Consider the following 24,377-nt stretch of genomic DNA (forward strand, 5'->3'; position numbering starts at 1 on the left):
CCGGCAGGTGGAGCGCAGGACAATCGGGGCGGCGGCGCTCGACGTGGGCGCGGTCGGCCTGGGCTGTATGCCGATGAACTGGGCCTACAGCGCCTCTCAGCAGCGCGGCGACCGCTCGCTGCGGACGGTGCACGCGGCGCTGGACGCCGGGGTGACCCTGCTCGACACCGCTGACATGTACGGTCCGTTCACCAATGAGCTGCTGGTGGGGCGGGCGTTGAAGGAGCGCCGCGCGGACGCGTTCGTGTCGACGAAGTGCGGCCTGCTCGTGGGCGACCAGCACGTGGTGGCCAACGGCCGGCCCGGGTACGTACGGCGGGCCTGCGACGCCTCGCTGCGGCGGCTGCAGACGGATGTCATCGACCTCTACCAGCTCCACCGGGCCGATCCGGAGGTGCCGGTCGAGGAGACCTGGGGCGCGATGGCCGAGCTGGTGTCCGCGGGCAAGGTGCGGGCGCTGGGGCTGTGCGCGGTGGGGGCGCGGGCGGCGCGGCGCGGCGGTGCGTCCGATGTGCATGAAGGAACGATCCGCCAGCTGGAGCGGATCCAGCAGGTCTTTCCGGTGAGCGCCGTGGAGGCCGAGCTGTCGGTGTGGTCGCCCGAGGCGCTGGAGCGGCTGCTGCCGTGGTGCGAGGCGCGGGGCGTGGGGTTCCTGGCCGCGATGCCGCTGGGGAACGGGTTCCTGACCGGGACGCTGACACCGGGCGGGGGCTTCGAGCCGGACGACCCGCGGGCCCGGCATCCCCGCTTCACCGCCGAGATGATGGCGGCGAACCAGCCGCTGGTGGCCGGGCTGCGGCGGGTGGCGGCCCGGCACGGCGAGGACGTCACTCCGGCGCAGGTGGCGCTGGCGTGGGCGCTGGCGCAGGGGCCGCACGTGGTGCCGATCCCGGGGGCGAAGCGGGAGCGGTGGGCGGTGGAGAACGCACGGGCGGCGGAGCTGGTGCTGACGGCCGCGGACCTCGCGGAGATCGCGGGGCTGCCGGCGCCGCGGGGGTCGTGGGACTGAGGTCGGGAACCTGATCGGCTCGGGCGGTGTATCAAGGGTAGTGATCGCCGCTCGAAGGGATCGGGACCGTGGGCCGAGCTTTTGTGGGAGCTGTGGGGGCAGCCGCCGTGCTGGGGCTGGTGGTGGGCTGTTCGTCGGGCGGGGGCGGTGACGGGGGCGCGTCGCCGCCCGCGAAGGAGCCGGGCTCGCCGAGTGCCACGGCCGCCGTGCGCGTCGCCGGGACGCTCACCGAGGATCTGAAGTCGCCGTGGGGTGTGGCCGCGCTGCCCGGCGGGGATCTCCTGGTCTCCTCGCGCGACGAGCGGACGATCACGCGCGTCGATGCGAAGACAGGCGAGAAGTCCCTGGTCGGAGAGGTGCCGGGGGTGGTTCCCGGCGGTGAGGGCGGACTCCTCGGGCTCGCCGTGCGGGACGGCTGGGTGTACGCGTACTTCACGGCGGAGTCGGACAACCGCATCGTCCGGATGCGGTACGGAGGCGGGAGCGGGGACCGGCTGGGCGCGCCCGAGGTGGTCCTCTCGGGCATCCCGAAGGGGAACGTGCACAACGGCGGGCGGATCGCGTTCGGGCCGGACGGGATGCTGTACGCGGGGACGGGCGAGCGGGGCGAGACGGGCCTCGCGCAGAGCGTGGGGTCGCTGGGCGGGAAGATCCTGCGGATGACGCCGGAGGGCGAGCCGGCGCCCGGCAATCCGTTCCCTGGCTCGGTGGTGTACTCGCTCGGGCACCGCAATGTGCAGGGCCTGGCCTGGGACGCGGACGGACGGCTGTGGGCGGCCGAGTTCGGTCAGAACACCTGGGACGAGCTGAATCTGATCGAGCCCGGCAAGAACTACGGGTGGCCGAAGGTGGAGGGCCGGGCGGGGGTGTCCGACTTCGTGGACCCGGTGGCCCAGTGGAGGACGGCGGAGGCCTCGCCGAGCGGCATCGCGTACGCCGGGGACGCGATCTGGATGGCAGGCCTCCGGGGCGAGCGGCTTTGGCGCATACCCCTCTCGGGGGCGGAACGCTCGGGGGACCCCGAGGCGTTCTTCGTGGAGGAGTACGGCCGCCTGCGCACGGTCCTGGCGGCGGGTGACGGCCGGCTCTGGCTGACGACGAGCGAGACCGACACCCGGGGCACGCCCGCGCCCGGCGACGACAAGATCCTCCGGCTGGAGGTGAGGTGAGGGGGCGGAATCGATGTTCAACCTGATGGAGGAGCTGTTCGCACCGGGCCGCAAGCACACGGAGGACGAGCGCCAGCGGCTGGCCCTGACCCGGGAGGACCTGGGCGACGGGGACCCCGGCCGCGGCCCGATAGACCTGACGTCGGGCCGGGTGACGATACGGGTCTCGGCCCCGGTGACGGACGAGTCCGCCCCCGCCGACGACGGGTCGGGCTGACCGCGGGCCGGGGGCCCGGCCGGGGGCTGCGGCGAGGGCGCCGACAGGACGGGAAGCAGCCTGCGGTGGGCCTGCCTCCGCACCGGCAGGGCGGGGCCGACGCGACGCCGGGCCCCCTCCGGCCGGGCGGTCGTTATGCCGGGGCCTCCAGCAGGCGAAGGCGGTGGGCCAGCGCGGCCGCCTCGCCGCGGCCGGAGACTCCCAGCTTGGCGAGGATGTTCGAGACGTGGACGCTCGCCGTCTTCGGGGAGATGAAGAGCTCCTCGGCGATCTGGCGGTTGGTGCGGCCGGCGGCGACCAGGCGCAGGACGTCCTGCTCCCGGGGGGTCAGGCCGAAGGCGTCGTCGCCCGGATCCGGTTCCGGGGCGCGGTCCGGGGCGGTCAGCGGGAGGCGGGCGCGGGCGGCGAGCAGCTCGACGTCCTCGCGCAGGGGGTGCGCGCCGAGACGGACGGCGGTGGCGTGCGCCTCGCGCAGCAGCGCCGCGGCCTCGTCGCGGTGGCCGCCCTCGGCCAGGAGGGCGTCGGCGAGGCGGTGCCGGGCGACGGCGAGCGGGTAGGGGCGCTCCAGCGGCTCGTACGCGGCGACGATCTCGGTCCAGCGGTCGACCGGGTGACGGCCCTCGGCGCGGTCCAGCTCCGCCGAGACGTGCAGGGAGTACGCCACCCAGACGGGCGCCGGGGTCGCCAGACCCCGTGCGCAGCGGCGGAGCAGGGCGACAGCCTCCTCGCGGCCCTGCTCGGCGGCGGGCAGGCCGAGCGCGTCCGCCTCCGCGGTGGCGGCGGCGAGGAGCAGTGGCCAGGCGTCGCGATGGGTGCCGGGCGGGAATCCGGTCTCCGCGGCGGCGGTCAGCTCGGCCCGGGCGTCGTGGATCCGTCCGCTTCCGGCGGCGATGCTCACCCCGACGTACCTCATCGGGATCGTGTACTGCGGCATCGGATCGGCCTTGCCGAAGTGCTCGCGGGCGTTGGCCAACTGGCTGGTGGCCTCGGCCAGTTCGCCGCGGGCGACGGCGAGCTGGGCCAGCCGGAGGGCGGCGGAGCCGCGCGGCTTGGAGCTCTGTCCGGCGCGCTCCAGCCACTCGCCGTTGCGCTGGGTCTCCTCCCACAGGCCGAGGGAGAACTGCGACTCGGCCTGGTTGGCGCGTACCCAGCCCTGGCTGTCGAGGAGTCCGTGGTCGCGGGTGAGCCGGATGGCGGCCTCGGTGACCTCGACGGCCTCCCGGGAGCGGCCGAGGCTCTCCAGGCTGGAGGAGAGGTTGACATGGGTGCGGGAGCATTCGTGGTAGAGCCCGAGGGCGAGGGTGCGGTCGCGCACCTCGTACATGGAGGCCAGCCCGGCCTCCAGGTCGCCCGCCGCGACCTGAAGCGTGCCGAGGGTGACCCGGGCGCCGAGCTCGATGGCCTCGGCCTTCACCAACCGGGCGTATTCGACGGCCCGTTCGGCTGCGGCGAGGCTCTCGGGGCCGGGCTGGTGGAGCATGCCCCAGCCGGCGGCCACGGTGAGGACGACCGCGTGGACGGCGGACGGCGACAGCCCCTTGACGAGTTCCTGCGCCTTGGCGATCTCGACCCAGCCGTCGGAGCGGCCGAGCCCGGAGACGATGCGGGAGCGCTCGGTCCAGAACCAGGCGGCCCGCAGCGGGTCGCGCTCCTCGCCGTCCTCCCCGTCGAGGAGCCGCAGCGCCATCTTGCCGATCTTCAGGGCGCGTTCGCGTTCTCCGCACAGCCGGGCGGCGTACGCGGCCTCGGCGAGCAGGTCGAGATAGCGCAGCGGCGTGGTCTCGGGGTCGCAGCCACAGGGAGGGTAGGCCTCGGCGTAGTCCATCGGCCGCAGCGAGCCCCGCACCTCGGCGGACACCTCGTCCCACAGCTCCATGGCCCGTTCGAGCAGCCGCAGTTGCTCCGCGTACGCATAGCGCTCGCGGGTCTCGACGGAGGCGCGGAGCACGGCCGGGAGCGCCCGGGCGGGGTCGTGCGCGTGGTACCAGTAGGTGGCGAGCCGGGTCGCGCGCTCGTCGGCGCGGACGAGGGAGGGGTCGGCCTCCAGGGCCTCGGCGTAGCGCCGGTTGAGGCGGGAGCGTTCGCCGGGCAGGAGGTCGTCGCTGACGGCCTCGCGGACCAGGGAGTGGCGAAAACGGTAGCCGTCGCCGTCGGGGACGGCGAGCAGGATGTTGGCGCCGACGGCGGCCCGCAGCGCTTCGATGAGGTCGTCCTCGGAGAGCCGGGCGACGGCGGCGAGCAGCGCGTACTCGACGGTGGAGCCGCCCTCGGCGACGATTCTGGCGACCCGCTGGGCGTCCTCGGGGAGCGTCTCGACCCGTACGAGCAGCAGATCGCGCAGGGAGTCGCTGAGGGAGCCCGGGGCGCAGCCGGCCGCGTGGGAGACGACGAGTTCCTCGACGAAGAAGGCGTTGCCGTCGGAGCGGTCGAAGACCTCGTCGACGAGGGCGGCTTCGGGTTCGGCGGCGAGGATGCCGGTGAGCTGGCGGCGCACCTCGGCGCGGGTGAAGCGGGAGAGCTCGATGCGCTGGATGGTCCGCAGCCGGTCGAGTTCGGCGAGGAGGGGGCGCAGCGGGTGGCGGCGGTGGATGTCGTCGGCGCGGTAGCTGGCGACGACCACGATCCGGCCGCGGCGCAGGGTGCGGAAGAGGTACGCGAGAAGGTGCCGGGTGGACGCGTCGGCCCAGTGCAGGTCCTCCAGGACGAGCACGATCGTACGGTCGGCGGCGAGCCGCTCCAGGAGCCGTACGGTCAGTTCGAAGAGGCGGGCGGTGGAGTCCTCGTTGGACGGCTCGTGGCTGCCGACGTCGCCGAGTTCGGGCAGCAGCCGGGCGAGTTCGCCTTCCTGTCCGGCGGCGGCGGCCGCGAGTTCCTCGGGGAGGCGACGGTTGAGCGAGCGCAGGGCGGTGGAGAAGGGGGCGAACGGCAGCCCGTCCGCGCCGATTTCGACACAGCCTCCGAGCGCGATGACGGCGCCGCGGTCGCAGGCCGCGTCGATGAACTCCTCGATGAGCCGCGTCTTGCCGACGCCGGCCTCACCGCCGACGAGCAGAGCCTGGGGCTCTCCTTCGCCGGCGCGGGCCAACGCGTCGGTGAGGGCGGTGAGTTCACCGGCCCGGCCGACGAACACGGGGCTGACTGACCTGGTCTCCACGGCGCCGAGCATCGCACAGGCGTCCGGGATCGTGCTCATACGGGGGTCACGCGGCCCGGACGAAGCGGCCGCGCTCGGCTCCCACCCGCCCTTCGGAGTCTTGGCCGGGGGACCGGCGGCGGGCCTTGGCCGCCCGCAGCGCCTTGGCGGCCTGACGGGACAGGCGCTGGGCGCCGGCCTCGCGGATGAGCTCGGCGTGGTGCATGCGGTGCAGTTCGTACTCGAACATCTCGTTCTCCCTGGTGTCGGTATCGCTCCTTGCGATGCCTCTACTTTCGTCACCCAGGGGGTACGGCCACATCGGGAGAGTGCCGCATGTTCGGGGTACGGGGGGCCTTAGGGGGTCCCCAGGAGGTACCTAGGGACCGTGCCCAGGGACGTGCCCAGGGGTGTGCCTACGGGGCCGTCGGCAGACTCAGGAACAGGTCGAAGTACATCCCCGTCGACAGGAAGAGACCGATTCCGCCCAGGACGGCTCCGGCGACGGCGACGGCCCGCACCCAGACGGGGCGCCGCGGGCGGACGAGGACGACCACCGCGGTGATCAGGGCGAGGAGGGCGAAGACGCCGTTGACCAGGGCGGTGGTGTGCCAGGCGTCGCCGTAGATCTCGGAGATCTGCTGGGCCGCGGTGCCGCCCTGGGCCTTGATCTGGCCGATGAGCGTCTCGCGCTCGCTCGCGACCTTGCCGACCCAGGTGCCGGTGAGGGCGGCGAGCCCGAGGGCGGCGGAGACGACGGCCGTGGCGCCCGCGCCGACACCGGAGGACGCCACGGGGGCGGGGGCGGGGGCCGGGGCGGCGTCGTCCAGCGCGTCCAGCGCGTCGTCGTCCAGCGCGTCCAGCGCGTCGAGGTCACCATCAGCCTCGACGGCCTCGGCGGCCTCCGCGGCCTCTTCGGTCTCGTCAGTCTTGGTAGTCATGAGCGGCACGCTAGGTGCCGCTCATGAGAGGGACCTTAAGACGCCTTCCACTCCCGCTTCCACTCCCGCGCGAGCACGGACCAGATCTCCATGTCGTGGCGCTCGCCCCGGTACAGGTAGCTCTCGCGCAGGACGCCGTCCCTCGTCATGCCCAGCCGCCGGGCGACGGCGATACTGGGGAGGTTCTTCGACTTGACGAGCCACTCCACCCGGTGGATCCCGCGCTCCTCGACCGCCCAGTCGATGATCACCTTCGTGGCCCGGGTGACCAGGCCCTTGCCGACCGCCGCGGGCTCCAGCCAGCAGCCCGCCTCGGCCGTCCCGTTGTTCACGTCCATGGTCCGGAAGAGCACGCCGCCGACGAGCAGGCCGTCGGTCCAGATGCCGTAGATGCGGCCGGTGTCGGTCGCCGCCTTCTCCGCGTACGCCTTGAGGAAGGCGCGGGCGGAGGTCAGGTCGGTGACGGCGTCCGCGAGGGCGATGTGCTGCCCGATGAACTCACGTCCGCGGTCCATGTGGGCGAGGAACTCCTCGGCCCGCCAGGGCTCCAGGGGCCTCAGTTCGGCGCCGTCGTCACCCAGCGATATCGCGAACATCCTTGTTCTCCTTGCCCGTCGGAACCGTCACACGCTGTGTGGGGATCTTCGCACGGGCATCGGCGGCGGCACGGCACTCGGGAGGCTCGATGCTGATCCTCGGCAGCCGGCGGTCGAGCCAGCGCGGCAGCCACCAGTTCGCGCCGCCGAGCATGTGCATGAGGGCCGGGACGAGCAGGGTACGGAGGATGAAGGCGTCCAGGGCGACGGCCGCCGCGAGCGCGATGCCGAACATCGCGATGACCCGGTCCCCGGAGAGCACGAACGCCAGGAAGACGGAGATCATGATGACCGCCGCGGAGTTGATCACCCGGCTGGTCTCGGCGAGCCCGACCCGGACCGCCCGCCGGTTGTCGCCGGTCTCCAGCCACTCCTCGTACATCCGGCTGACCAGGAAGACCTGGTAGTCCATGGAGAGCCCGAAGAGCACGGACACCATGATCACGGGCAGGAAGGGTTCGATCGGGCCCGCGCTGCCGAGCCCGAGCAGTTCGCTGCCCCAGCCCCACTGGAAGATCGCGACGACGATGCCGAAGGCGGAGGCGACGGCGGCCACGTTCATCAGCGCGGCCTTCAGCGGGATGCCGATCGACCGGAAGGCGAGCAGGAGCAGCAGGCAGCCGAGCGCGATGACGACGCCCACGAAGAGCGGCAGCTTGCCGACGATGATCTCGGCGAAGTCGTCGTACGAGGCGGTGACCCCGCCGACGTGCACGTCGAGCGACGTGCCCTGTTCGGCCGAGGGCAGCACGTCCTGGCGCAGCCGGTCGACGAGGTCGCTGGTGGCCTTGGACTGGGGCGCGGAGTCCGGTACGACGGTCAGCACGGCCGTGTCGCCGGCGCTGTTGTACGTGATCGGGGAGACGGACTCGACTCCGCTGGTGTTCTCGAGCGCGGCCGGCAGCTGTCCGAGCGCGACGCGGTCGTCGCCGCCGTCGATCTGGGCGACGAGGGTGAGCGGCCCGTTGACGCCGGGCCCGAAGCCCTCGGCCAGCAGGTCGTACGCCTGTCGCGTCGTCGCCGTGGCCGGGTTGTTGCCCTGGTCGGACGTGCCGAGGTGGAGCGAGAAGGTCGGCAGGGCGAGGAGCAGCATGACGGCCGCGGCGACACCGCCGAGCAGCTTGGGGTGGCGCTCGACGAAGGCGGACCAGCGGGCGGCGAAGCCGGTCGGCACCTCCGGCTGCGGACCGTGCTCGGCGAGCTGCCGTCGCTCGCGCCGGCTGAGCGCCCGCATCCCGATGAGGGAGAGCAGCGCGGGCAGCAGGGTGACGGAGGCGGCGACGGTGAGGACCACCGTGAGCGAGGCGGCGATGGCGACGCCGTTGAGGAAGCTGAGCCGCAGGATCAGCATGCCGAGCAGCGCGATACAGACGGTCGCGCCCGCGAAGACGACGGCGCGGCCGGTGGTGGCGACGGCGATCTGCGCGGATTCGGGGACCGAGAGGCCGCGTTTGAGGCCCTTGCGGTGGCGGGTGACGATGAACAGGGCGTAGTCGATGCCGACGCCGAGGCCGATGAGCAGGCCCAGCATGGGGGCGAAGTCGGCTACCGTCATGACGTGGCCGAGGAGCGCGATCCCGGAGTACGCGATGCCGACGCTGACGAGCGCGGTGGCGATGGGGAGCGCGGAGGCGGCGAGGGAGCCGAAGGCGAGGAAGAGGACGACCGCCGCGACGACGACGCCGACGGCCTCGGCGACGTGCCCGCCGGGCGCCTCGGTGAGGGCGACGGCGCTGCCGCCGAGCTCGACCTGGACGCCGTCGCCGGCGGCCGCGCGGGCCGTGTCGACGAGGGCCTGGGCCTGGGCCTCGGGGATGTCGTCGGCCTGCTCGTGGAAGGTGACGGCCGCGTAGGCGGTGTGTCCGTCCTCGCTGACCTGGGCGTGGGCGGCCGGGTTCGCTCCGTACGGCGAGGCGACCGACGCGATGCCGGGCAGCTCGGCGACCTCGTCGAGCATCTCGGTCATGCGCTGCTCGATGCCGGTGGCGCGGACGCTGCCCTGGTCGGTGTGCCAGACGATCGTGTCGCTGTCGCCGCCGGCGCCGGGGAAGCCCTTGTCGAGGAGGGCCGTGGCGCGGCCGGACTCGGTGCCGGGGACGTCGTAGTCGTTGGAGTACGCGTTGCCGGCGACCGAGGCCCCGGCGACGGCTCCGCCGAGGGCGATGAGCCAGAGCAGAACGGCGACGAGGCGGTGCTTGATGCACCACCGTGCGATAGCTGCCAAAGGACGTGCTCCCTGGTGGGTGGTTCGTGGATCTTTACCGGGGAACAGCCCGAAAAGAACACTTGACCTACGTCAGGCCACTGTCGCAGCCCAATAAGATCAATTGCCCCTTTCGTGTCGATACTCACAGTGATGCGCGGAAGGTCAGGCCTTTGGGCCCGGGCCCCCGCCTCCCGCGCACGCGCTGCGTACGGATGCGTCAGCCGGAGACGCTCGCGCGCCCGTTCTCGATGTGCCCCATCAGCCGGCGGCGGAAGCCGCCGGGAGCGGTCACCTCGACGTCGTACCAGCCGTGGGCGTCGGCGGCCGAGTGGACGAGGGTACGGCTCCTGCCGGGCTTCACCGTGACGGTGCGGGTCCAGTCCCCGAGGTCGTCCGCGTCGACGTATCCGAGCGGCCGGACGGTGAAGGAGAGCGGGGCGTCCGTCGTGTTGCGGACGGTGAGGTGCAGGTCACGGTCGTGGTGATCGATGCACGAGGCGACCTCGGCACCGCCCGCGGCGGGGCCCTCGAACTCGCGGCGGAAGCCGTTCGGCCCGGTGATCGTGAACCGGTAATGATCACGCGTAAGGGGTACCGTCCACTGCCCCGTGCCCCTTACATCCTGGTGCTGGGGGACATCGAACTCACCCGCGTACGGGTAGAGCGCGAAGTGCGCGCTCGCCTTGCCGGTGTTCTTGAGGGCGACGGTGATCTCCCCCAGGCCCATCGCCGCGGAGGCGTCCGGCTGGTACGGCAGCGGGCGGGCGGGGCGGGTGCCCGGCTCCTGGAGGGGCATCCGCTGGACCAGCGGGGGCTGCGGCCGCCACCGCCCGGAGAACGGCGGGATCGGGCCGGGCTCGTCGACCTCGGGCTGCCGGTGACCGCGCCGGAAGTCGAAGGCGGAGGTCAGGTCGCCGGTGACGGCGCGCCGCCACGGGGTGATGTTGGGCTCCTCGATGCCGGTGAGCTTCTCCAGGAAGCGGACCACCGAGGTGTGGTCGAAGGTCTCGGAGCAGACGTAGCCGCCGACCGACCAGGGCGAGACGACGAGCAGCGGGACGCGGATGCCGAGGCCGGTGGGCAGGCCCTTCCAGCGCTCGTCCGTGTGGCCGGCGGGCGGGACGGGCGGCGGCACGTGGTCGAAGAAGCCGTCGTTCTCGTCGTAGTTGATCAGCACGACGGTGTGGCGCCAGACGTCCGGGTGTGCGCCGAGGGCGTCGAGCACCTTGTAGACGAGGGTGGCGGAGGCGATCGGCGAGGAGGAGCCGGGGTGCTCGGAGTCGATCGCCGACGGGACGAGGTACGAGACCTCGGGCAGCGTCCCGGCGGCCACGTCGGCGCGGAAGGTGTCGGCCAGCTTCCCGGTCTCGACGCGACGCAGTCCGCGCTCGAAGAGCGAGCGCTCGGCGTCGGTGAGCGTGGCGACGCCGTCCTCGAGGGCGGCGAGGAGCCTGGCCCGTTCGTTCGGGTCCCGCGTGTCGCGGACGGCGGCGTAGAACGACTCCATGAAGGTGTGCCCGCCGGTCGTGGCGAGCGCCTTGCGGGCGATCTTCTTGAAGGTGGTGAAGAACTCGATGTTGTTGTCGGTGAAGTTCTCCCACTCCGTGTACGTCTTCCAGGTCCGCCCGGCCGCTTCGAGGCGCTCGGCGTAGGTGGGCCAGGAGTAGCCGGGGTGGGTGCCCTCGGCGTACGCGGCGTTGGTGACGGCCCGGCTGCCGTCGGCCTCGAAGCCGGTCCAGCCGGACCAGAGGTGGTTCCGGTTCGGGCTCGTCGAGGTGTGGATGGAGGAGTGGTAGGCGTCGCAGATGGTGAAGGTGTCGGCGAGTTCGTAGTGCAGCGGGAGGTCCTGGCGGTCGTAGTACGCCATCGTCGCCGCGGTCTTGGCCGAGACCCAGCCGTCCATCCAACCGCCGCGCCAGGCCTTGCCGCCGCCGCTCCAGGAGTGGTCGAGGTCGCCGATGTACTGGAGATCCTTCTGCTGGGTCTCGGCGGCGCCCCGGATCGGGAAGGGGAGCACGGTCCGGCCGAGCGCGGCCGGCTGCTCGAACACCGGCTTGCCGGAGGGGAGTTCGATGGCGTTGCGGTCGCCGAAGCCGCGGACGCCGCGCAGGGTGCCGAAGTAGTGGTCGAAGGATCGGTTCTCCTGCATGAGGATCACCACGTGCTTCACCGCCGACATCCCGCCGGCCGGGGGCCCCGCGGCGATCGCCTCCCGCAGCGAGGGAGGGAGCAGCGACCCCGCCGCGGCGGCGCCGAGGGCGCCTCCGCCCAGCGCGAGGAGCCTTCTGCGGGACATCTGGGACGTCTGGGACATCCAGGGTGTCCGGGACTTCTCGGGTGACAAGACCGACCTCCAGTCGACGGCCAATGGTTCGCCTTCGAGCCATTGGGTGGTTCGCCGGGGACGGTAGTGAGAGCGGGTGACGGAGAGAAGACCTCGCGCCGACCGGGCGGCGAACGTCCAACACCTGGTGCCGAGAGTCCAAGCGCGTGGCCGCGGCCGCGGTGCGCGATGCTGTCGGGATGACTGAAGGACGTATCAAGGTCTGGTTCCGCTTCGTCCCGCGCGAGGGCTGGCTCCCCCAGGACACCGAGGGCCTCTGGGCGACCCCGGTCGGCCCCGACACGGCGCGCGTGGACAACGTGCCGTTCCTCCAGGACGGTGTGGCCCAGGGCGATGTCGTCCGCTACACGACGGACGCCGAGGGCGTGCACTGGGCCGCCGCCCGCACGACGGCCTCCGGCAACTGCACCCTGCGCGTGCTCCCGGTCCCCGCCGGCCCCCTCGGCCCGAACGCGAAGGCGGTCCACGACCGCCTCTCCCCCTTCGGCCTGGGCGGCGAGTCGTTCAGCACCGACTTCCCCCTGGTGGCCCTGAACGTCCCGGCGGACGCGCCGTTCGCCCGGATCAAGGAGCTGCTGGCACGCGGCGAGGACGAGGGGTGGTGGCACTGGGAGATGGGGTGCCGGACGGAGGCGTGGGAGGCGGCCTGACCAGCGGTATCTCGTTCGCCCCGCGCAGACCCCGCGCTCCGGCTGCTGAACCGGGGCAGGCACCTGCTCAGCGACTACGTGCTGCAGCGGCGCAAGTGGGAGGCCGGGCTGAAGGCTTGAGCGGAGCAGCTCGGTTCAGGAGACATCGTCGAGAAGGGGGCGGCGGCCCGCCCGTCGGCGTACGAAACCGCGCCGGCCGGCGAGCAGGGTGATGCCAGTCCAGCCCACGACGCCGAGGATGAGGCCGAAGAGCCGGCCGCCCGGATCGACGTCGCTCGCCTCCTCCAGCGGAACAACGCCCTCCGGGTCGTGGATCACCTCGACCCGGTCGCCCACCTGGTACTTCCGCTCGCCCTCCTCGTACTCCAGGGTCTCCTTGAGCTCGCCCAGCCGGCCGACCAGGGTGTAGCGGTGGTTCTCGTCGGCCGTGACGAGGACGCTCTCGCGCACACCTCTGCTGTCGAGGGCGGCCTCGATGGGGTACTGGACGGAGCCGACGAGCACGAGGAGGGCCGGCAGCAGGGAGAGGAAGGCGAGCCACCACGCGCAGTGGAGGAAGCGCAGGACGATGGTGAAGACACAACACCCGAGGAAGCCGGCAAAGATCGGGATGGCGTCGAGGCCCAACGCGAGGTACGAGATCCCGGTGTTGGCCGCCGCGATCACCCAACCGAGCGCCACCACGGCGAGGGTGAAAAGGAAGTACGCCCGTCGGCCTATGGCCCCGTCCTGCGGCTTGCTCACGTCCACGTCCGTCACCCGGCCAGCCTAGAAGGCATGCCGACCGGGGTCGGGCATCGGCCATGCTCCGCGGCGGCAGGGATGTCGGAGCCCGTTGATATACGTGTCCCATGACCGACTTCCGTGACTTCAGCTTCAAGCTCCTCGTCGTCGAGAAGCTCATGTACTGGGACGAGACGCTGGCGCCCATGTTCAGCCTGAGGGAGCACATGCAAGCACACGGCGTCGACGACCTCGACACGCTCTTCACCGGCGGGCGCGCGCTGGAGCACATGCTCCCCGGCTCCCTGGAGCTCCTGGCCGCCAGGGGTATCGCGGCACGCTGCTAGGACGTGCCCGGTCGGTCACGTGTGGATGTGACCGAGCTGCGTTCAGTCGAGGACCGCGGTGGCTTCGATCTCGACCAGGTGGTCGGGTACGTCCAGTGCCGCCACGCCCAGCAGCGTGGCCGGCGGGACGGGGGTGACCCCCAGCTTCGCGGCCGCCCGGGACATCCCCTCCAGGAGCAGGGGCATCTTGTCGGGGGTCCAGTCGACGACGTGGACGGTCAGTTTCGCCACGTCGTCGAAGGAACCCCCGGCCCCGGCCAGGGCGGTGGCGATGTTGAGGTAGCACTGCTCGACCTGCGCGGCGAGGTCGCCTGCGCCGACCGTGACCCCGGCGCCATCCCAGGCGACCTGCCCGGCGACGAAGACCAGTTTCGACCCGGACGCGATCGACACCTGCCGGTAGACGTCGATCTCGGGCAATCCTGCGGGGTTCACCAGGGTGATGGCCATGATGCATGCCTCCATGTCGCGACCAAGACGTCCCTTGGTCTCTTGTGGTTACTCAGAAACCGTAGGAGAGTGACCGCTGACGTGGAAGAACGCACTTTTCGGTGACTGGGGAACCTCATGGGAACCAAGCAGTTCAGCGGCTCGCCCGAGGACGCGGACCTGAGGCGTGCGGACTCTCTGGCGCGGGAGATCTTCTCGGACGTCGCCAACAAGTGGGCGCTCCTGATCATCGAGGCCCTGGGGGAGGGCACCCTGCGCTTCAGTGAACTGCGGAACGAGATCGAGGGCATCAGCCACAAGATGCTCACCCAGAACCTGCGCATGCTGGAGCGCAACGGTCTCGTCGAGCGGACGGTGCACCCCGTCGTGCCCCCGCGGGTCGAGTACGCCCTCACCGAGCCGGGCCAGGCCCTGCGGGTGACGATCGACGGGCTGTGCGCCTGGACGCACCGGTACCTCGGCCACATCGAGACCTCCCGCCACCGCTTCGACGCCTGACAGGGCGATCGCGTCGCTCACCGCGCTTGCGGGGAAGCGGGGCCCACGCGGGCGACGAGGAGGAGCAGTACGCCACAGCCGGCGACCAGGATCCAGCCCGGGCGGGACGCGTGCGCGAGCCCCGTCGGGCCGGCGGCCGTGACCAGGCCGCCGGCGAGGGCGATGCCGATGGCAGAGCCGAGTTGCCGTGCGGTGGAGGTGATCGCCCCGGCCACGCCGGCACGGGCGGGTGGCAGTCCGTTGACCGCGGTGTTGGTGATCGGGGCGTTGGCGAAGCCGAACCCGATGCCGATGAGCACGTACGCGGCCAGAAGCAGGAGCACGCTCGTGTGCGGGGTGAGCCCAACCAGGCAGAGCCCGCCGACCGTGATGAAACCGCCGGCGAGGAGCAGCGGCAGCCGCGGTCCCGTGCGGCCGACCATGCGGCCGGACCACGGGGCGCAGACGATCGCGCCGGCGGCCAGGGGCAAGGTCGCCACGCCGGCGGCCAGCGGCGTCCATTCCCGGGTGTGCTGCAGGTAGAGGGTGTTGAGGAGCAGTGTCATGCTCAGGGCGACGAAGACCGCCACGGCGCCCACGACGGCGCCGCTGAAGACCGGGCGCCCGAAGAGCCGCAGATCCATCAGCGGCTCACGTCGGCGGGACTCGACCCATACGAATCCGGCGGTAGCCGCGGCAGCCCCTACGTATCCCGCCAGCGCCGCGGGCGACGTCCAGCCGATGCGCGGCCCTTCGATCAGGACGCCGACCACGACCGCGAGGACCGCGGTCAGCAGGACCTGGCCGGGCAGGTCGAGCCGCCGGGCCCGCTGCGCCCGGGACTCCGGCACGAACAGCGCACTGAGCAGCAGAGCGGCCGCGATGACCGGTGCGTTGATCCAGAACAGCGCCCGCCAGTCGAGCCCCGCGAGCAGCGCGCCGCCCGTGACGGGACCGGCGGCCATGCTCAGCCCGAACACCGACGCCCAGACGCCGATCGCCTGCGCCCGTTCCTTCGGGTCCGGCATCGCGTTCACCACGATCGCGAGCGCCACGGGGCTGAGCATCGAGGCGCCGACGCCCTGCAGGGCGCGGGCCGCGACGAGTACGCCCGCCGACGGGGCGAGCGCGCAGACCAGTGAGGCCGCGCCGAACACGACCAGCCCGCACTGGAACACCCGGCGGCGCCCGAAGCGATCCGCCAGTGCGCCGGAGGAGATCAGGAGACTGGCCAGGACGAGGGTGTAGGCGTCCACGATCCATTCGAGACCGCGCGTGTCGACATCCAGGCCGCGCCCGATGGCCGGCAGACCCACATTGACGATGGTGGTGTCCAGGCCCACCAGGAACATGCTCAGGCAGCAGACGGCCAGTACCGTCCAGCGCCTGCGCGCACTCAGCATGGGCTGAACTGGGTGAGTCGTCGCGGTCAAGGTCCACCTCTCACGTCCGGGAACACTGCCCGGCAAGGATCGGAGGGGACGACGCCCACAGCCCATCGATTTTGCGAACACTGCAAAACTGGATCCATGAACACAGGTTCCAAGGACGCGGAGCTGGAGCAGATTCTCGACGGCATAGGGCCCAGGCTGCGCAGGGAACGGGGACTCACGCTCGAGGCACTGGCGGCCACGACCGGGATCTCCGTCAGCACACTGTCCCGGGTGGAATCGGGCAAGCGGCGCCCGACGCTGGACCAGCGGTGACCCTCGGGTGCACCTCCGGCCCGTGCACAAGAAGCACGGCAGCGTCCTCGTGCCCCTGACGCAGTACCCGGGCCGAGTCCAGGTCTTCAAGCAGGTACTGGCACCCCGCCAACCGGAACTGGTCACCCACGAGGGCTACGAATGGCTCTACGTCCTCGCCGGTCGGCTACGCCTCATCCTCGGGGCGCAGGACGTCACGCTGCGCCCCGGCGAAGTGGCCGAGTTCGACACCACCGAGCCGCACTGGTTCGGCCCCGCGGACACGAACACCGTGGAGATCCTGCACCTGTTCGGTCCACGAGGAGACCAAGCCGTCGTCCGCGCCGGACCGTCCGCAACCGATCCGGCCCCGGCGACCGCCCCCACCCCACCGTCAAGCTGGATCGCACCGCTGAACTCGCACCAGACGATCTTGCCGGGGTTGCGCTCCCCCACCCCCCAGCGGTCGGCCAGGGCCGAGACGAGCAGGAGGCCACGGCCGGACTCGTCGGTGGGTTCGCGGAGGGTCGGGGTGCCGTCGCCGCTGTCGTGGAGCTCGATGCGGAGCGTGCGGCCGGACGGGTGGACGGAGAGGTGGAGGGCATAGCCGCGGCCCGGGGGGACGCCGTGGAGAAGGGCGTTGGTGGCGAGCTCGCTGACGCACAGGAGTACGTCGTCCGTACGGGCGTCCAGACGCCATTCGGTCAGGACCCTGCGGGTGAACTCCCTGGCGAGGCGCACGGATCGGCGCTCTCGACGGAAGAACGCCTGGTGGAGGAGGGTGAGTTGATCGGTCATGGTGGCACGATGACGACTCGCGCCTCATGCGCCCCAGGGAGGGAAGCCGTACAAATTCTTTGTACGGGTCCGGAATGCGTCGGGTACGCACGGGGCGGGGAAGGCACTGCCCATGCAGCCAGGGAAGAAACCTCGCAAGAAGGTCCCCTCGTGGGAAGTCGTCGGCGCGCTCGTCGGCCTCTACCGGAAGAACGCGGGCATGACCCAGCCGCACCTCGCGTCGCTCCTGTGCATCGGGCTTGAGACGCTGGGGTCGATCGAGCAGGGGCGGAGACCCTTGCGGATCAAACTCGCAGCCGAGCTGGACGAACTCCTGGACACGAAGGGGGCGTTGACGGCGGCGGTGAGCAAGGTGCCGGAGCGGGAGCGGTACCCGGAGTTCGCGCGGGACTTCATCGACGAGGAGGCAAAAGCGCTCAGCCTGTGCTGGTACGAGAACCAGGTCGTACCCGGCCTGCTTCAGACACCCGAGTACGCCCGCGCCGTCTTCGACAGCCTCTACCCGCCCATCACGGAGCAACAGGCGGAGGAGCGCCTGCTCGCCCGGATCGACCGGCAGCGGATCTTCGAGCAGAAGCCCTGGCCGCCGATGATGTCCTTCCTCCTCAACGAGTCGATCCTGGAGCAGCCGATCGGCGGGGCGGAGGTCCTGCACGAGCAGATCCGCCACCTGCGCGAAGCGGCCGAACTACCCTTCCTCGCCCTGCAGATCCTTCCGAAGAAGCTCACGAGACATGCGGGGCTCGACGGGCCCATGGTGCTGGTCGAGACGCCTGAACACGCCCATCTCGCCTACATCGAGGGGCAGCGCGTCAGCTTCCTCATCGACGACCCCGACGAGGTCGGGATCCTCCAGCAGAAGTATGGAATGCTGCGATCACAGGCCCTGACGCCCGAGGAAACCATGGGCCTGCTGGATCGTCTGGCAGGAGAGACATGAGCTCTGCAGCACTTTCGTGGTTCAAGTCCAGCTACAGCGGCAGCGAGGGTGGCGCCTGCCTCGAAGTCGCCTACGACTGGCACAAGTCCAGTTACAGCGGCAGCGAAGGCGGCGACTGCATCGAGGTCGCCGCCCACCCCGCCGCCGTCCACGTCCGCGACTCCAAGCTCGCCGACAGCAGCCCCGTCTTCAGCGTCTCCCCCTCCGCCTGGGCCGAGTTCACATGCTGGAAGAGTCGCTGACCGCCCTGGCCGCCGCCGGCGGCGGGGCCGTTGTCGCCGCCATGGCCACGGATGCCTGGCAGGTCACCCGGGACGGGGTGGTCCGGCTGTTCCGGGGGCGGGCGGAGGTCGAAGGGCGGCTTGAGGAGGACGCCGCCCTCGTCGCCGGGGCCGAGGACGCCCAGGCCGCCGACGACGCGCGGCAGGCGCTCGTGCCCGCCTGGGCCCTGCGGCTGCGCGCCCTCCTTGCCGAGCACCCGGAGTACGCCGACGAGCTGCGCGCGCTGATACGGGACGCCCCTGGCGCCCAGCAGTCCGTGCAGCACAACACCGCCCACGACAACGCGCGGGTCTTCGGTGTCCAGCACGGGAACATCGTCTTCCACCGCAACCCGGACGCGTGAGCGTCGAGCAGCACGTCACCGCGCTCTCCGGGTACGCGTACGGAGCCATCGGGGCGGACATCCATGTGTTCGGGGACGGATCACCCGTCTACCTCCTCCACAACTGGCGCCCCGCACCCGAACCCGATCCGGAGTGGCTGCGGGAGTTACCGAGCCGCATGCTCAACTCCCGTTTCGAAGTGGTGCCGTTCACGGGGCGCGAGGCCGAGCTGGCCGACCTGCGCGCGTGGCGTGACCAAAGGGCCCGGCTCGCCGTCCGCTGGATGCACGCCCCCGGCGGGCAGGGCAAGACCCGCCTCGCCGCCCGGTTCGCCGACGAGACCCGGCAGGCGGGCTGGCGGGTCGTCGCCGCCACCAACGGACCCGGTTCCGTCCAACCACCGCCCGGCAGCCAGGACCTGACGATCGACGGACACCCCGGCGTCCTCCTGGTCGTCGACTACGCGGACCGCTGGCCCCTCACCCACCTCACCTGGCTGTTCAGCAACGCCCTGCTCCACCGGCCCGGTCTGCCGACGAGGATCCTGCTGCTCGCCCGTACCGCCGACGCCTGGCCCGCCGTCCGCGCCTCGCTCGCCAACCACCAGGCCGGGACCTCAAGCCACCTCCTGAGCGAACTCCCCGACGGCGCCCGGATGTACGACGCCGCCCGGGACGCCTTCGCCGTACGGTACGGCGTCCCGGCCGCCGTACCGGGTCCCCCTCCCCCGTACGGGCTGACCCTCGCCCTGCACATGGCCGCCCTCGTCGCCGTCGACGCCCACGCGCACGGGCGCCGGCCGCCCACCGATCTCGCCGGGCTCACCGTCTATCTCCTCGACCGCGAGCACCTGCACTGGGGCACCCTCTTCGCCCGGGGCGGGCCGTACGCGACCTCACCGCAGGCCATGAACCGGGCCGTCTTCGCCGCCGCGCTCACCGGGTCGCTCGACCGGTCCACGGGGTCGGCCGTCGTGGCCGGGCTCGACACCGGTCTTGCCCCCGGCCGGGTCCTCGACGACCACGCCTTCTGCTACCCGGCCACCGATCCCGAACGCGGCACCGTCCTGGAGCCGCTCTACCCCGACCGGCTCGCCGAGGACTTCCTCGCCCTCACGCTCCCGGGGCACAGCGCCGACTACCCGGCCATGGACTGGGCCGCGCCCACCACCGCGCACCTGATCGGCCCGCACGCCGAGCGCGCGGTCACCTTCCTGGCCGCCGCCGCGCAGCGCTGGCCCCACCTCGCGCCACGGCACCTCTACCCGCTCCTCGCCTCCGATCCCGGCCTCGCGCTCGCCGCCGGCGGCGCCGCCCTCAGCGCGCTCGCCGCCCTGGACGACGTACCGATCCGGCTCCTCTCCGCGGTCGAGGCCCGCTTCCCGGTCCACCGCCACGTGGATCTCGACGCGGGCATGGCCGCCGTCACGCGCCGGATCGTCGACGAGTTGATCGCCCTCGACGGCTCTCCCGCCACCCGCGCGACCGGGTACCACCACCTCAGCACCCGCCTCTCGCACGCCGGACATATCGACCGGGCCCTGGAGGCGGCCGAACAGGCCCTCGCCGCGCAGGAGGAACTCCCCGAGGATGTCCCGGCGCTCGCCACCTCGCTCGCCCGCCTCGGCCACTGTCTGGCCCTCTCCGGGCGGCCCGCGCAGGCCGTGGTCGTGACCCAAGAGTCGGCCGCGCTGTTCGGGCGGCTCGCCGAGGCCGAGCCCGCGCGATGGGAGGGAATGCACGCGGGACTCCTCAACGACCTGGGCATCTGGCTCGCCATGACCGGTAGGCACCGGGAGGCCCTCGCCGTGGGCGAGCGGTCCGTGGCCGCGTGGCGCGGGATCGTCGCCGCCGATCCCGCACACGAGGAGCACCTGGCCGGGGCGCTGCACAGCCTCGGCAACTACCTTTCCGACCTCGGCCGTTGGCCCGAGGCCGCCGACGCGACGCGCGAGGCGGTCGCCCTGTGGCTGCGGCTCGCCGAACGAGACCCCGCCGCCCACGAGCCGGACCTCGCGGGCTCCCTCACCAACCTCGCCAACCACCTGGCCGCTCAGGGGCGACAGGCCGATGCCCTGGCGCTCTCGCTGCAGGCGGTGACCGTCCAGCGCAGCCTCGCCCGGGCCAACGCCGCCGCGCACGAACCGACACTCGCCCTCGGCTTGACGAGTCTGGGCGCCGACCTCGCGGCGGCCGGTCGTCTGCCCGAGGCCGTGGACGTGACGGCCGAGGCCGTCGCGATCCGCCGCCGCCTCGCCGCGGGCAACCTGGCCGCCCACTCCCCCGGGCTCGCCCAGTCGCTGTCGAATCTGGCCAACTACCTGCTGGGGGTGGGTCGTCCGGCCGAGGCCCTGGCCGCCGCCGAGGAGGCCGTCTCCCTCCGCGAGCGCCTGTACGCCGAGCATCCGGACCCCCACCGGGCCGACCTCGCCCAGTCGCTGTCGAACCTCGGCATGTGCCTGGAGGAGGCCGGGCGGCGCCCCGAGGGGCTCGCCGCGACCCGGCGCGCCGTGGAGCTGTACCGTACGGCGTTCGACGCCGGCCCGGCCGCGTACACCTTCGACCTGGCCCGGGTCCTCAACAACCTCGGCCGTTTCCTCGCCCTCGAGGGGCGGTGGGAGGAGGCGCTGGTGCCCGTCGGCGAGGCGATCACCCTGGCCGAGCGCTCCGCCCCCGCCAATCCGCCCGTGTACGCCGAGCTCCTCGGGCACCTGCGCCAGACCAGGGACGGCTGCCTCACGATGCTACGAAGAGGGCGGCGCCCCGGGTCGTGAGACCCGGGGCGCCGCCCTCGTACGCGTACAAGACGCCGGACTCAGCCCTCGGAGACGCCCAGGCGCTCCAGGATGAGCTCCTTCACGCGCGCCGCGTCCGCCTGGCCGCGGGTGGCCTTCATGACCGCGCCGACCAGGGCGCCGACCGCCGCGACCTTGCCGCCGCGGATCTTGTCGGCGATGCCCGCGTTGGACGCGATGGCCTCGTCGACGGCCGTGCCGAGCGCGCCCTCGTCGGAGACGACCTTCAGGCCGCGCTTCTCGACGACCTCGTCCGGGCCGCCCTCGCCGGCGAGCACGCCCTCGATGACCTGGCGGGCCAGCTTGTCGGTGAGTTCACCGGCGGCGACCAGCTCCGTCACCCGGGCGACCTGCGCCGGGGTGATCGCCAGCTCGTCCAGGGCGACGCCCGACTCGTTGGCGGAGCGGGCCAGTTCGCCCATCCACCACTTGCGGGCCTGGTCCGCCGGAGCACCGGCGTCCGTGGTCGCGACGATCAGGTCGACGGCGCCCGCGTTGAGGATCGACTGCATGTCGTGCTCCGACACACCCCACTCCTCGCGGAGCCGGTTGCGGCGCACGCGCGGCAGCTCGGGCAGCGTGGCACGCAGCTCCTCGACCCACTCGCGGGACGGGGCGACGGGGACGAGGTCGGGCTCCGGGAAGTACCGGTAGTCCTCGGCGTTGTCCTTGATCCGGCCGGAGGTGGTGGTGCCGTCGTCCTCGTGGAAGTGACGGGTCTCCTGCACGATCGTGCCGCCGGCCGAGAGCACCGCCGCGTGGCGCTGGATCTCGAAGCGGCAGGCGCGCTCGACGCTGCGCAGCGAGTTGACGTTCTTCGTCTCGCTGCGCGTGCCGAAGGCCGGGGCGCCGTGCCTGCGCAGCGACAGGTTCACGTCGCAGCGCATCTGGCCCTTGTCCATCCGCGCCTCGGAGACGTCCAGCGCGCGGATCAGCTCGCGCAGCTCGGCGACGTACGCCTTGGCGACCTCGGGAGCCCGCTCGCCCGCGCCCTCGATCGGCTTGGTGACGATCTCGATGAGGGGGATGCCGGCCCGGTTGTAGTCGAGCAGCGAGTGCGAGGCGCCGTGGATACGGCCCGTGGCACCGCCGATGTGCGTCGACTTGCCGGTGTCCTCCTCCATGTGGGCGCGCTCGATCTCCACGCGGAAGATCTCGCCGTCCTCCAGCTGGACGTCCAGATAGCCGTTGAAGGCGATCGGCTCGTCGTACTGCGAGGTCTGGAAGTTCTTCGGCATGTCCGGATAGAAGTAGTTCTTCCGGGCGAAGCGGCACCACTCGGCGATCTCGCAGTTCAGCGCGAGACCGATCTTGATGGCGGACTCGACGCCGATCGCGTTGACGACGGGCAGCGAGCCGGGCAGACCGAGACAGGTGGGGCAGGTCTGCGAGTTGGCGTCGGCGCCCAGCTCGGTCGAGCAACCGCAGAACATCTTGGTCTTCGTACCGAGTTCGACATGGACCTCCAGGCCCATGACGGGGTCGTACTCGGCGAGCGCCGCGTCGTACGACAGCAGTTCAGTGACAGTCACGGTGAGACTTCCCTCTCAGCCCAGCAGGACGTCGTCGTCGCCCAGGCGCTTCAGCTCCCGGTAGAGGATCGCCAGGCCGGTAACGATGGCTGCGGCGGACACGGCGGAGTCGATCAGCCGCAGCATGTCGTGGTCGTTGCGGGCGAGCTTCGCCTGCTTCGCGACGCTGACCGCGCCGAACGCGGTGGTGGCCAGCGAGACGTAGATGCCCGTCTTGGACTTCTTGAAGTTCTTGGCCTTCTTTGCCATGGCACTCACAGCGACGGAGCCTCCTCAAGCAGCGGGTGGCCCCACTTTTCCACGAAGGCGGCCTCGACGGCGGCGCCGACCTTGTACAGCCGGTCGTCCTTCATGGCGGGAGCGATGATCTGCAGGCCGACCGGCAGACCGTCCTCCGGCGCGAGGCCGCAGGGCAGCGACATGGCCGCGTTGCCGGCCAGGTTGGTCGGGATCGTGCACAGGTCCGCGAGGTACATCGCCATCGGGTCGTCGGCGCGCTCGCCGATCGGGAAGGCGGTGGTGGGGGTCGTCGGGGAGACGATCACGTCCACCTGCTCGAAGGCCTGCTCGAACTCGCGGGTGATGAGGGTACGGACCTTCTGGGCCGAGCCGTAGTACGCGTCGTAGTAGCCGGAGCTCAGCGCGTACGTACCGAGGATGATGCGGCGCTTGACCTCGTCGCCGAAGCCGGCCTCGCGGGTCATCGCGGTGACGTCCTCGGCGGACCGGGTGCCGTCGTCGCCGACGCGCAGGCCGTAGCGCATCGCGTCGAAGCGCGCGAGGTTGGAGGAGCACTCGGACGGCGCGATCAGGTAGTACGCCGAAAGGGCGAGGTCGAAGGTCGGGCAGTCCAGCTCGACGATCTCGGCGCCGAGCGACTTCAGCAGCTCGACGGACTCGTCGAAGCGCTGGACGACACCGGCCTGGTAGCCCTCGCCGCGGAACTGCTTGACGACACCGACGCGCATGCCGGCGACGGAGCCGTTGCGGGCCGCCTCGACGACCGGCGGGACCGGGGCGTCGATGGAGGTCGAGTCGAGCGGGTCGTGCCCGGCGATGGCCTCGTGGAGCAGCGCCGCGTCCAGGACCGTACGGGCGCAGGGGCCGCCCTGGTCGAGGGAGGAGGAGAAGGCCACCATGCCGAAGCGGGAGACACCGCCGTAGGTCGGCTTGACGCCGACGGTGCCGGTGACGGCGGCGGGCTGGCGGATCGAGCCGCCGGTGTCCGTGCCGATGGCCAGCGGGGCCTCGTACGCGGCGAGGGCGGCGGAGGAGCCACCGCCGGAGCCGCCGGGGATCCGGGTGAGGTCCCAGGGGTTGCCGGTCGGGCCGTACGCGCTGTTCTCCGTCGACGACCCCATGGCGAACTCGTCCATGTTGGTCTTGCCGAGGATGACGACGTCGGCGGCCTTGAGGTTCTTCACCAGGGTCGCGTCGTACGGCGGGATCCAGCCTTCGAGGATCTTCGAACCGACGGTCGTCGGGACGCCGACGGTGGTGAAGATGTCCTTCAGCGCGAGGGGGACGCCGGCCAGCGGGCCGAGCTTCTCGCCCCTGGCGCGCTTCTCGTCCACGGCGCGGGCCTGCGCGAGGGCGCCCTCGCGGTCGACGTGCAGGAAGGCGTGCACCTTCTCGTCGACGGCCTCGATCCGGGCGAGGTGGGCCTCGGTGACCTCGACGGCGGTGAGCTCGCCGGAGGCGATCCTGCCGGCGATCTCGGCGGCCGTGAGCTTGATGATGGTGACGTTGGTGTCCGTCATG

The 24,377-nt window shown here is 71.9% G+C and carries 22 protein-coding genes and 2 pseudogenes; 11 read left to right on the top strand and 13 right to left on the bottom strand.

Going from position 1 to position 24,377, the window contains the following annotated elements; translation table 11 throughout:
• Nucleotides 1-7 precede the first annotated feature (7 nt).
• From FDM97_RS27420 to FDM97_RS27430, 3 genes are all read left to right on the top strand, one after another.
• Nucleotides 8-1,009: an aldo/keto reductase gene (locus FDM97_RS27420; protein ID WP_137993194.1), complete on the top strand. Its 1,002-nt coding sequence runs from the start codon at nucleotides 8-10 to the stop codon at nucleotides 1,007-1,009.
• 83 nt (nucleotides 1,010-1,092) lie between these two features.
• Nucleotides 1,093-2,178 (top strand): PQQ-dependent sugar dehydrogenase, encoded by a 1,086-nt coding sequence (locus FDM97_RS27425; protein ID WP_137995057.1) that lies wholly within the window; start codon nucleotides 1,093-1,095, stop codon nucleotides 2,176-2,178.
• A gap of 13 nt (nucleotides 2,179-2,191) precedes the next feature.
• Nucleotides 2,192-2,395, top strand: a complete 204-nt coding sequence (locus tag FDM97_RS27430) for a DUF6191 domain-containing protein (protein ID WP_137993195.1) — start codon at nucleotides 2,192-2,194, stop codon at nucleotides 2,393-2,395.
• A 133-nt stretch (nucleotides 2,396-2,528) separates the two neighbouring features.
• Here FDM97_RS27430 and FDM97_RS27435 read toward each other — a convergent pair whose 3' ends face one another.
• The 6 genes from FDM97_RS27435 to FDM97_RS27460 form a co-directional block, all read right to left on the bottom strand.
• Nucleotides 2,529-5,588: a helix-turn-helix transcriptional regulator gene (locus FDM97_RS27435; RefSeq protein ID WP_254705773.1), complete on the bottom strand. Its 3,060-nt coding sequence runs from the start codon at nucleotides 5,586-5,588 to the stop codon at nucleotides 2,529-2,531.
• Between the two features lie 7 nt (nucleotides 5,589-5,595).
• Entirely contained in the window at nucleotides 5,596-5,778 is a 183-nt protein-coding gene (locus tag FDM97_RS27440) for a hypothetical protein (RefSeq protein ID WP_137993196.1), read from the bottom strand.
• A gap of 166 nt (nucleotides 5,779-5,944) precedes the next feature.
• The gene (locus tag FDM97_RS27445) at nucleotides 5,945-6,469 is read right to left on the bottom strand and encodes a hypothetical protein (protein WP_175439251.1); all 525 of its coding nucleotides are present in this window, start codon (nucleotides 6,467-6,469) and stop codon (nucleotides 5,945-5,947) included.
• A 35-nt stretch (nucleotides 6,470-6,504) separates the two neighbouring features.
• Nucleotides 6,505-7,065, bottom strand: a complete 561-nt coding sequence (locus tag FDM97_RS27450; RefSeq protein WP_137993197.1) for a GNAT family N-acetyltransferase — start codon at nucleotides 7,063-7,065, stop codon at nucleotides 6,505-6,507.
• Complete coding sequence (locus tag FDM97_RS27455) at nucleotides 7,043-9,289, bottom strand: MMPL family transporter (protein WP_137993198.1); 2,247 nt, start codon at nucleotides 9,287-9,289, stop codon at nucleotides 7,043-7,045. The genes FDM97_RS27450 and FDM97_RS27455 overlap by 23 nt, the downstream gene beginning before the upstream one ends.
• Nucleotides 9,290-9,488: 199 nt before the next feature.
• Complete coding sequence (locus FDM97_RS27460; RefSeq protein WP_137993199.1) at nucleotides 9,489-11,585, bottom strand: phosphocholine-specific phospholipase C; 2,097 nt, start codon at nucleotides 11,583-11,585, stop codon at nucleotides 9,489-9,491.
• 209 nt (nucleotides 11,586-11,794) lie between these two features.
• Here FDM97_RS27460 and FDM97_RS27465 point away from each other — a divergent pair, with 209 nt between their 5' ends.
• Nucleotides 11,795-12,265, top strand: coding sequence for a DUF4265 domain-containing protein (locus FDM97_RS27465; protein ID WP_137993200.1), 471 nt, complete (start codon nucleotides 11,795-11,797; stop codon nucleotides 12,263-12,265).
• A 135-nt stretch (nucleotides 12,266-12,400) separates the two neighbouring features.
• Here FDM97_RS27465 and FDM97_RS27470 read toward each other — a convergent pair whose 3' ends face one another.
• Nucleotides 12,401-13,024, bottom strand: a complete 624-nt coding sequence (locus FDM97_RS27470) for a hypothetical protein (protein ID WP_254705774.1) — start codon at nucleotides 13,022-13,024, stop codon at nucleotides 12,401-12,403.
• Nucleotides 13,025-13,116: 92 nt separating this feature from the next.
• Between FDM97_RS27470 and FDM97_RS27475 the strand changes: the two genes are divergently transcribed.
• Nucleotides 13,117-13,335, top strand: coding sequence for a DUF6892 domain-containing protein (locus FDM97_RS27475; RefSeq protein ID WP_137993201.1), 219 nt, complete (start codon nucleotides 13,117-13,119; stop codon nucleotides 13,333-13,335).
• A gap of 42 nt (nucleotides 13,336-13,377) precedes the next feature.
• On the opposite strand, the gene FDM97_RS27480 is transcribed toward FDM97_RS27475, so the two are convergent.
• Nucleotides 13,378-13,785: a RidA family protein gene (locus FDM97_RS27480; RefSeq protein ID WP_137993202.1), complete on the bottom strand. Its 408-nt coding sequence runs from the start codon at nucleotides 13,783-13,785 to the stop codon at nucleotides 13,378-13,380.
• 117 nt (nucleotides 13,786-13,902) lie between these two features.
• On the opposite strand from FDM97_RS27480, the gene FDM97_RS27485 reads away from it, so the two are divergent.
• A complete protein-coding gene (locus FDM97_RS27485; RefSeq protein ID WP_137993203.1) occupies nucleotides 13,903-14,283 on the top strand; it encodes a winged helix-turn-helix transcriptional regulator in 381 nt (126 codons plus the stop codon).
• A 17-nt stretch (nucleotides 14,284-14,300) separates the two neighbouring features.
• On the opposite strand, the gene FDM97_RS27490 is transcribed toward FDM97_RS27485, so the two are convergent.
• On the bottom strand, nucleotides 14,301-15,665 hold the full coding sequence (locus FDM97_RS27490) for an MFS transporter (RefSeq protein WP_137993204.1): 1,365 nt from the start codon (nucleotides 15,663-15,665) through the stop codon (nucleotides 14,301-14,303).
• A gap of 126 nt (nucleotides 15,666-15,791) precedes the next feature.
• Between FDM97_RS27490 and FDM97_RS27495 the strand changes: the two are divergent.
• Nucleotides 15,792-16,299 (top strand): annotated as a pseudogene (locus FDM97_RS27495) (helix-turn-helix domain-containing protein); the annotation flags it as partial.
• A gap of 56 nt (nucleotides 16,300-16,355) precedes the next feature.
• On the opposite strand, the pseudogene FDM97_RS27500 reads toward FDM97_RS27495, so the two are convergent.
• Nucleotides 16,356-16,745, bottom strand: a pseudogene (locus FDM97_RS27500) (ATP-binding protein); the annotation flags it as partial.
• 112 nt (nucleotides 16,746-16,857) lie between these two features.
• Between FDM97_RS27500 and FDM97_RS27505 the strand changes: the two are divergent.
• The 4 genes from FDM97_RS27505 to FDM97_RS27520 are packed head-to-tail and all read left to right on the top strand — an operon-like array spanning nucleotide 16,858 to nucleotide 21,063.
• The gene (locus FDM97_RS27505; RefSeq protein WP_137993205.1) at nucleotides 16,858-17,685 is read left to right on the top strand and encodes a helix-turn-helix domain-containing protein; all 828 of its coding nucleotides are present in this window, start codon (nucleotides 16,858-16,860) and stop codon (nucleotides 17,683-17,685) included.
• Nucleotides 17,682-17,927 carry a DUF397 domain-containing protein gene (locus FDM97_RS27510; RefSeq protein ID WP_137993206.1) on the top strand — a complete coding sequence of 82 codons (246 nt, stop codon included), beginning with the start codon at nucleotides 17,682-17,684 and terminating at the stop codon, nucleotides 17,925-17,927. The genes FDM97_RS27505 and FDM97_RS27510 overlap by 4 nt, the downstream gene beginning before the upstream one ends.
• Nucleotides 17,909-18,310, top strand: coding sequence for a hypothetical protein (locus FDM97_RS27515; protein WP_254705775.1), 402 nt, complete (start codon nucleotides 17,909-17,911; stop codon nucleotides 18,308-18,310). The genes FDM97_RS27510 and FDM97_RS27515 overlap by 19 nt, the downstream gene beginning before the upstream one ends.
• A complete protein-coding gene (locus tag FDM97_RS27520) occupies nucleotides 18,307-21,063 on the top strand; it encodes a tetratricopeptide repeat protein (protein ID WP_137993207.1) in 2,757 nt (918 codons plus the stop codon). The genes FDM97_RS27515 and FDM97_RS27520 overlap by 4 nt, the downstream gene beginning before the upstream one ends.
• Before the next feature lie 41 nt (nucleotides 21,064-21,104).
• Here the strand turns inward: FDM97_RS27520 and gatB are convergent, their stop codons facing one another.
• Genes gatB through gatA form a run of 3 tightly spaced genes read right to left on the bottom strand, consistent with a single transcriptional unit; the run spans nucleotide 21,105 to nucleotide 24,376 of the window.
• A complete protein-coding gene (gene gatB / locus FDM97_RS27525; RefSeq protein ID WP_137993208.1) occupies nucleotides 21,105-22,616 on the bottom strand; it encodes an Asp-tRNA(Asn)/Glu-tRNA(Gln) amidotransferase subunit GatB in 1,512 nt (503 codons plus the stop codon).
• Nucleotides 22,617-22,631: 15 nt separating this feature from the next.
• Entirely contained in the window at nucleotides 22,632-22,865 is a 234-nt protein-coding gene (locus tag FDM97_RS27530) for a hypothetical protein (protein WP_030492500.1), read from the bottom strand.
• Between the two features lie 5 nt (nucleotides 22,866-22,870).
• Nucleotides 22,871-24,376 carry an Asp-tRNA(Asn)/Glu-tRNA(Gln) amidotransferase subunit GatA gene (gene gatA, locus FDM97_RS27535; RefSeq protein ID WP_137993209.1) on the bottom strand — a complete coding sequence of 502 codons (1,506 nt, stop codon included), beginning with the start codon at nucleotides 24,374-24,376 and terminating at the stop codon, nucleotides 22,871-22,873.
• Between the last annotated feature and the right edge of the window lies 1 nt (nucleotide 24,377).

The organism is Streptomyces vilmorinianum (assembly GCF_005517195.1).
Lineage (GTDB): Bacteria > Actinomycetota > Actinomycetes > Streptomycetales > Streptomycetaceae > Streptomyces > Streptomyces vilmorinianum.

Excerpts from the sequence above, each read along its gene's own strand:
- FDM97_RS27430 (WP_137993195.1), top strand. The coding sequence starts at position 2,192 with ATGTTCAACCTGATGGAGGAGCTGTTCGCACCGGGCCGCAAGCACACG.
- FDM97_RS27435 (WP_254705773.1), bottom strand. The coding sequence starts at position 5,588 with ATGAGCACGATCCCGGACGCCTGTGCGATGCTCGGCGCCGTGGAGACC.
- FDM97_RS27440 (WP_137993196.1), bottom strand. The coding sequence starts at position 5,778 with ATGTTCGAGTACGAACTGCACCGCATGCACCACGCCGAGCTCATCCGC.
- FDM97_RS27445 (WP_175439251.1), bottom strand. The coding sequence starts at position 6,469 with ATGACTACCAAGACTGACGAGACCGAAGAGGCCGCGGAGGCCGCCGAG.
- FDM97_RS27450 (WP_137993197.1), bottom strand. The coding sequence starts at position 7,065 with ATGTTCGCGATATCGCTGGGTGACGACGGCGCCGAACTGAGGCCCCTG.
- FDM97_RS27460 (WP_137993199.1), bottom strand. The coding sequence starts at position 11,585 with ATGTCCCAGACGTCCCAGATGTCCCGCAGAAGGCTCCTCGCGCTGGGC.
- FDM97_RS27465 (WP_137993200.1), top strand. The coding sequence starts at position 11,795 with ATGACTGAAGGACGTATCAAGGTCTGGTTCCGCTTCGTCCCGCGCGAG.
- FDM97_RS27475 (WP_137993201.1), top strand. The coding sequence starts at position 13,117 with ATGACCGACTTCCGTGACTTCAGCTTCAAGCTCCTCGTCGTCGAGAAG.
- FDM97_RS27480 (WP_137993202.1), bottom strand. The coding sequence starts at position 13,785 with ATGGCCATCACCCTGGTGAACCCCGCAGGATTGCCCGAGATCGACGTC.
- FDM97_RS27485 (WP_137993203.1), top strand. The coding sequence starts at position 13,903 with ATGGGAACCAAGCAGTTCAGCGGCTCGCCCGAGGACGCGGACCTGAGG.
- FDM97_RS27490 (WP_137993204.1), bottom strand. The coding sequence starts at position 15,665 with ATGCTGAGTGCGCGCAGGCGCTGGACGGTACTGGCCGTCTGCTGCCTG.
- FDM97_RS27505 (WP_137993205.1), top strand. The coding sequence starts at position 16,858 with ATGCAGCCAGGGAAGAAACCTCGCAAGAAGGTCCCCTCGTGGGAAGTC.
- FDM97_RS27510 (WP_137993206.1), top strand. The coding sequence starts at position 17,682 with ATGAGCTCTGCAGCACTTTCGTGGTTCAAGTCCAGCTACAGCGGCAGC.
- FDM97_RS27515 (WP_254705775.1), top strand. The coding sequence starts at position 17,909 with ATGCTGGAAGAGTCGCTGACCGCCCTGGCCGCCGCCGGCGGCGGGGCC.
- FDM97_RS27530 (WP_030492500.1), bottom strand. The coding sequence starts at position 22,865 with ATGGCAAAGAAGGCCAAGAACTTCAAGAAGTCCAAGACGGGCATCTAC.
- gatA (WP_137993209.1), bottom strand. The coding sequence starts at position 24,376 with ATGACGGACACCAACGTCACCATCATCAAGCTCACGGCCGCCGAGATC.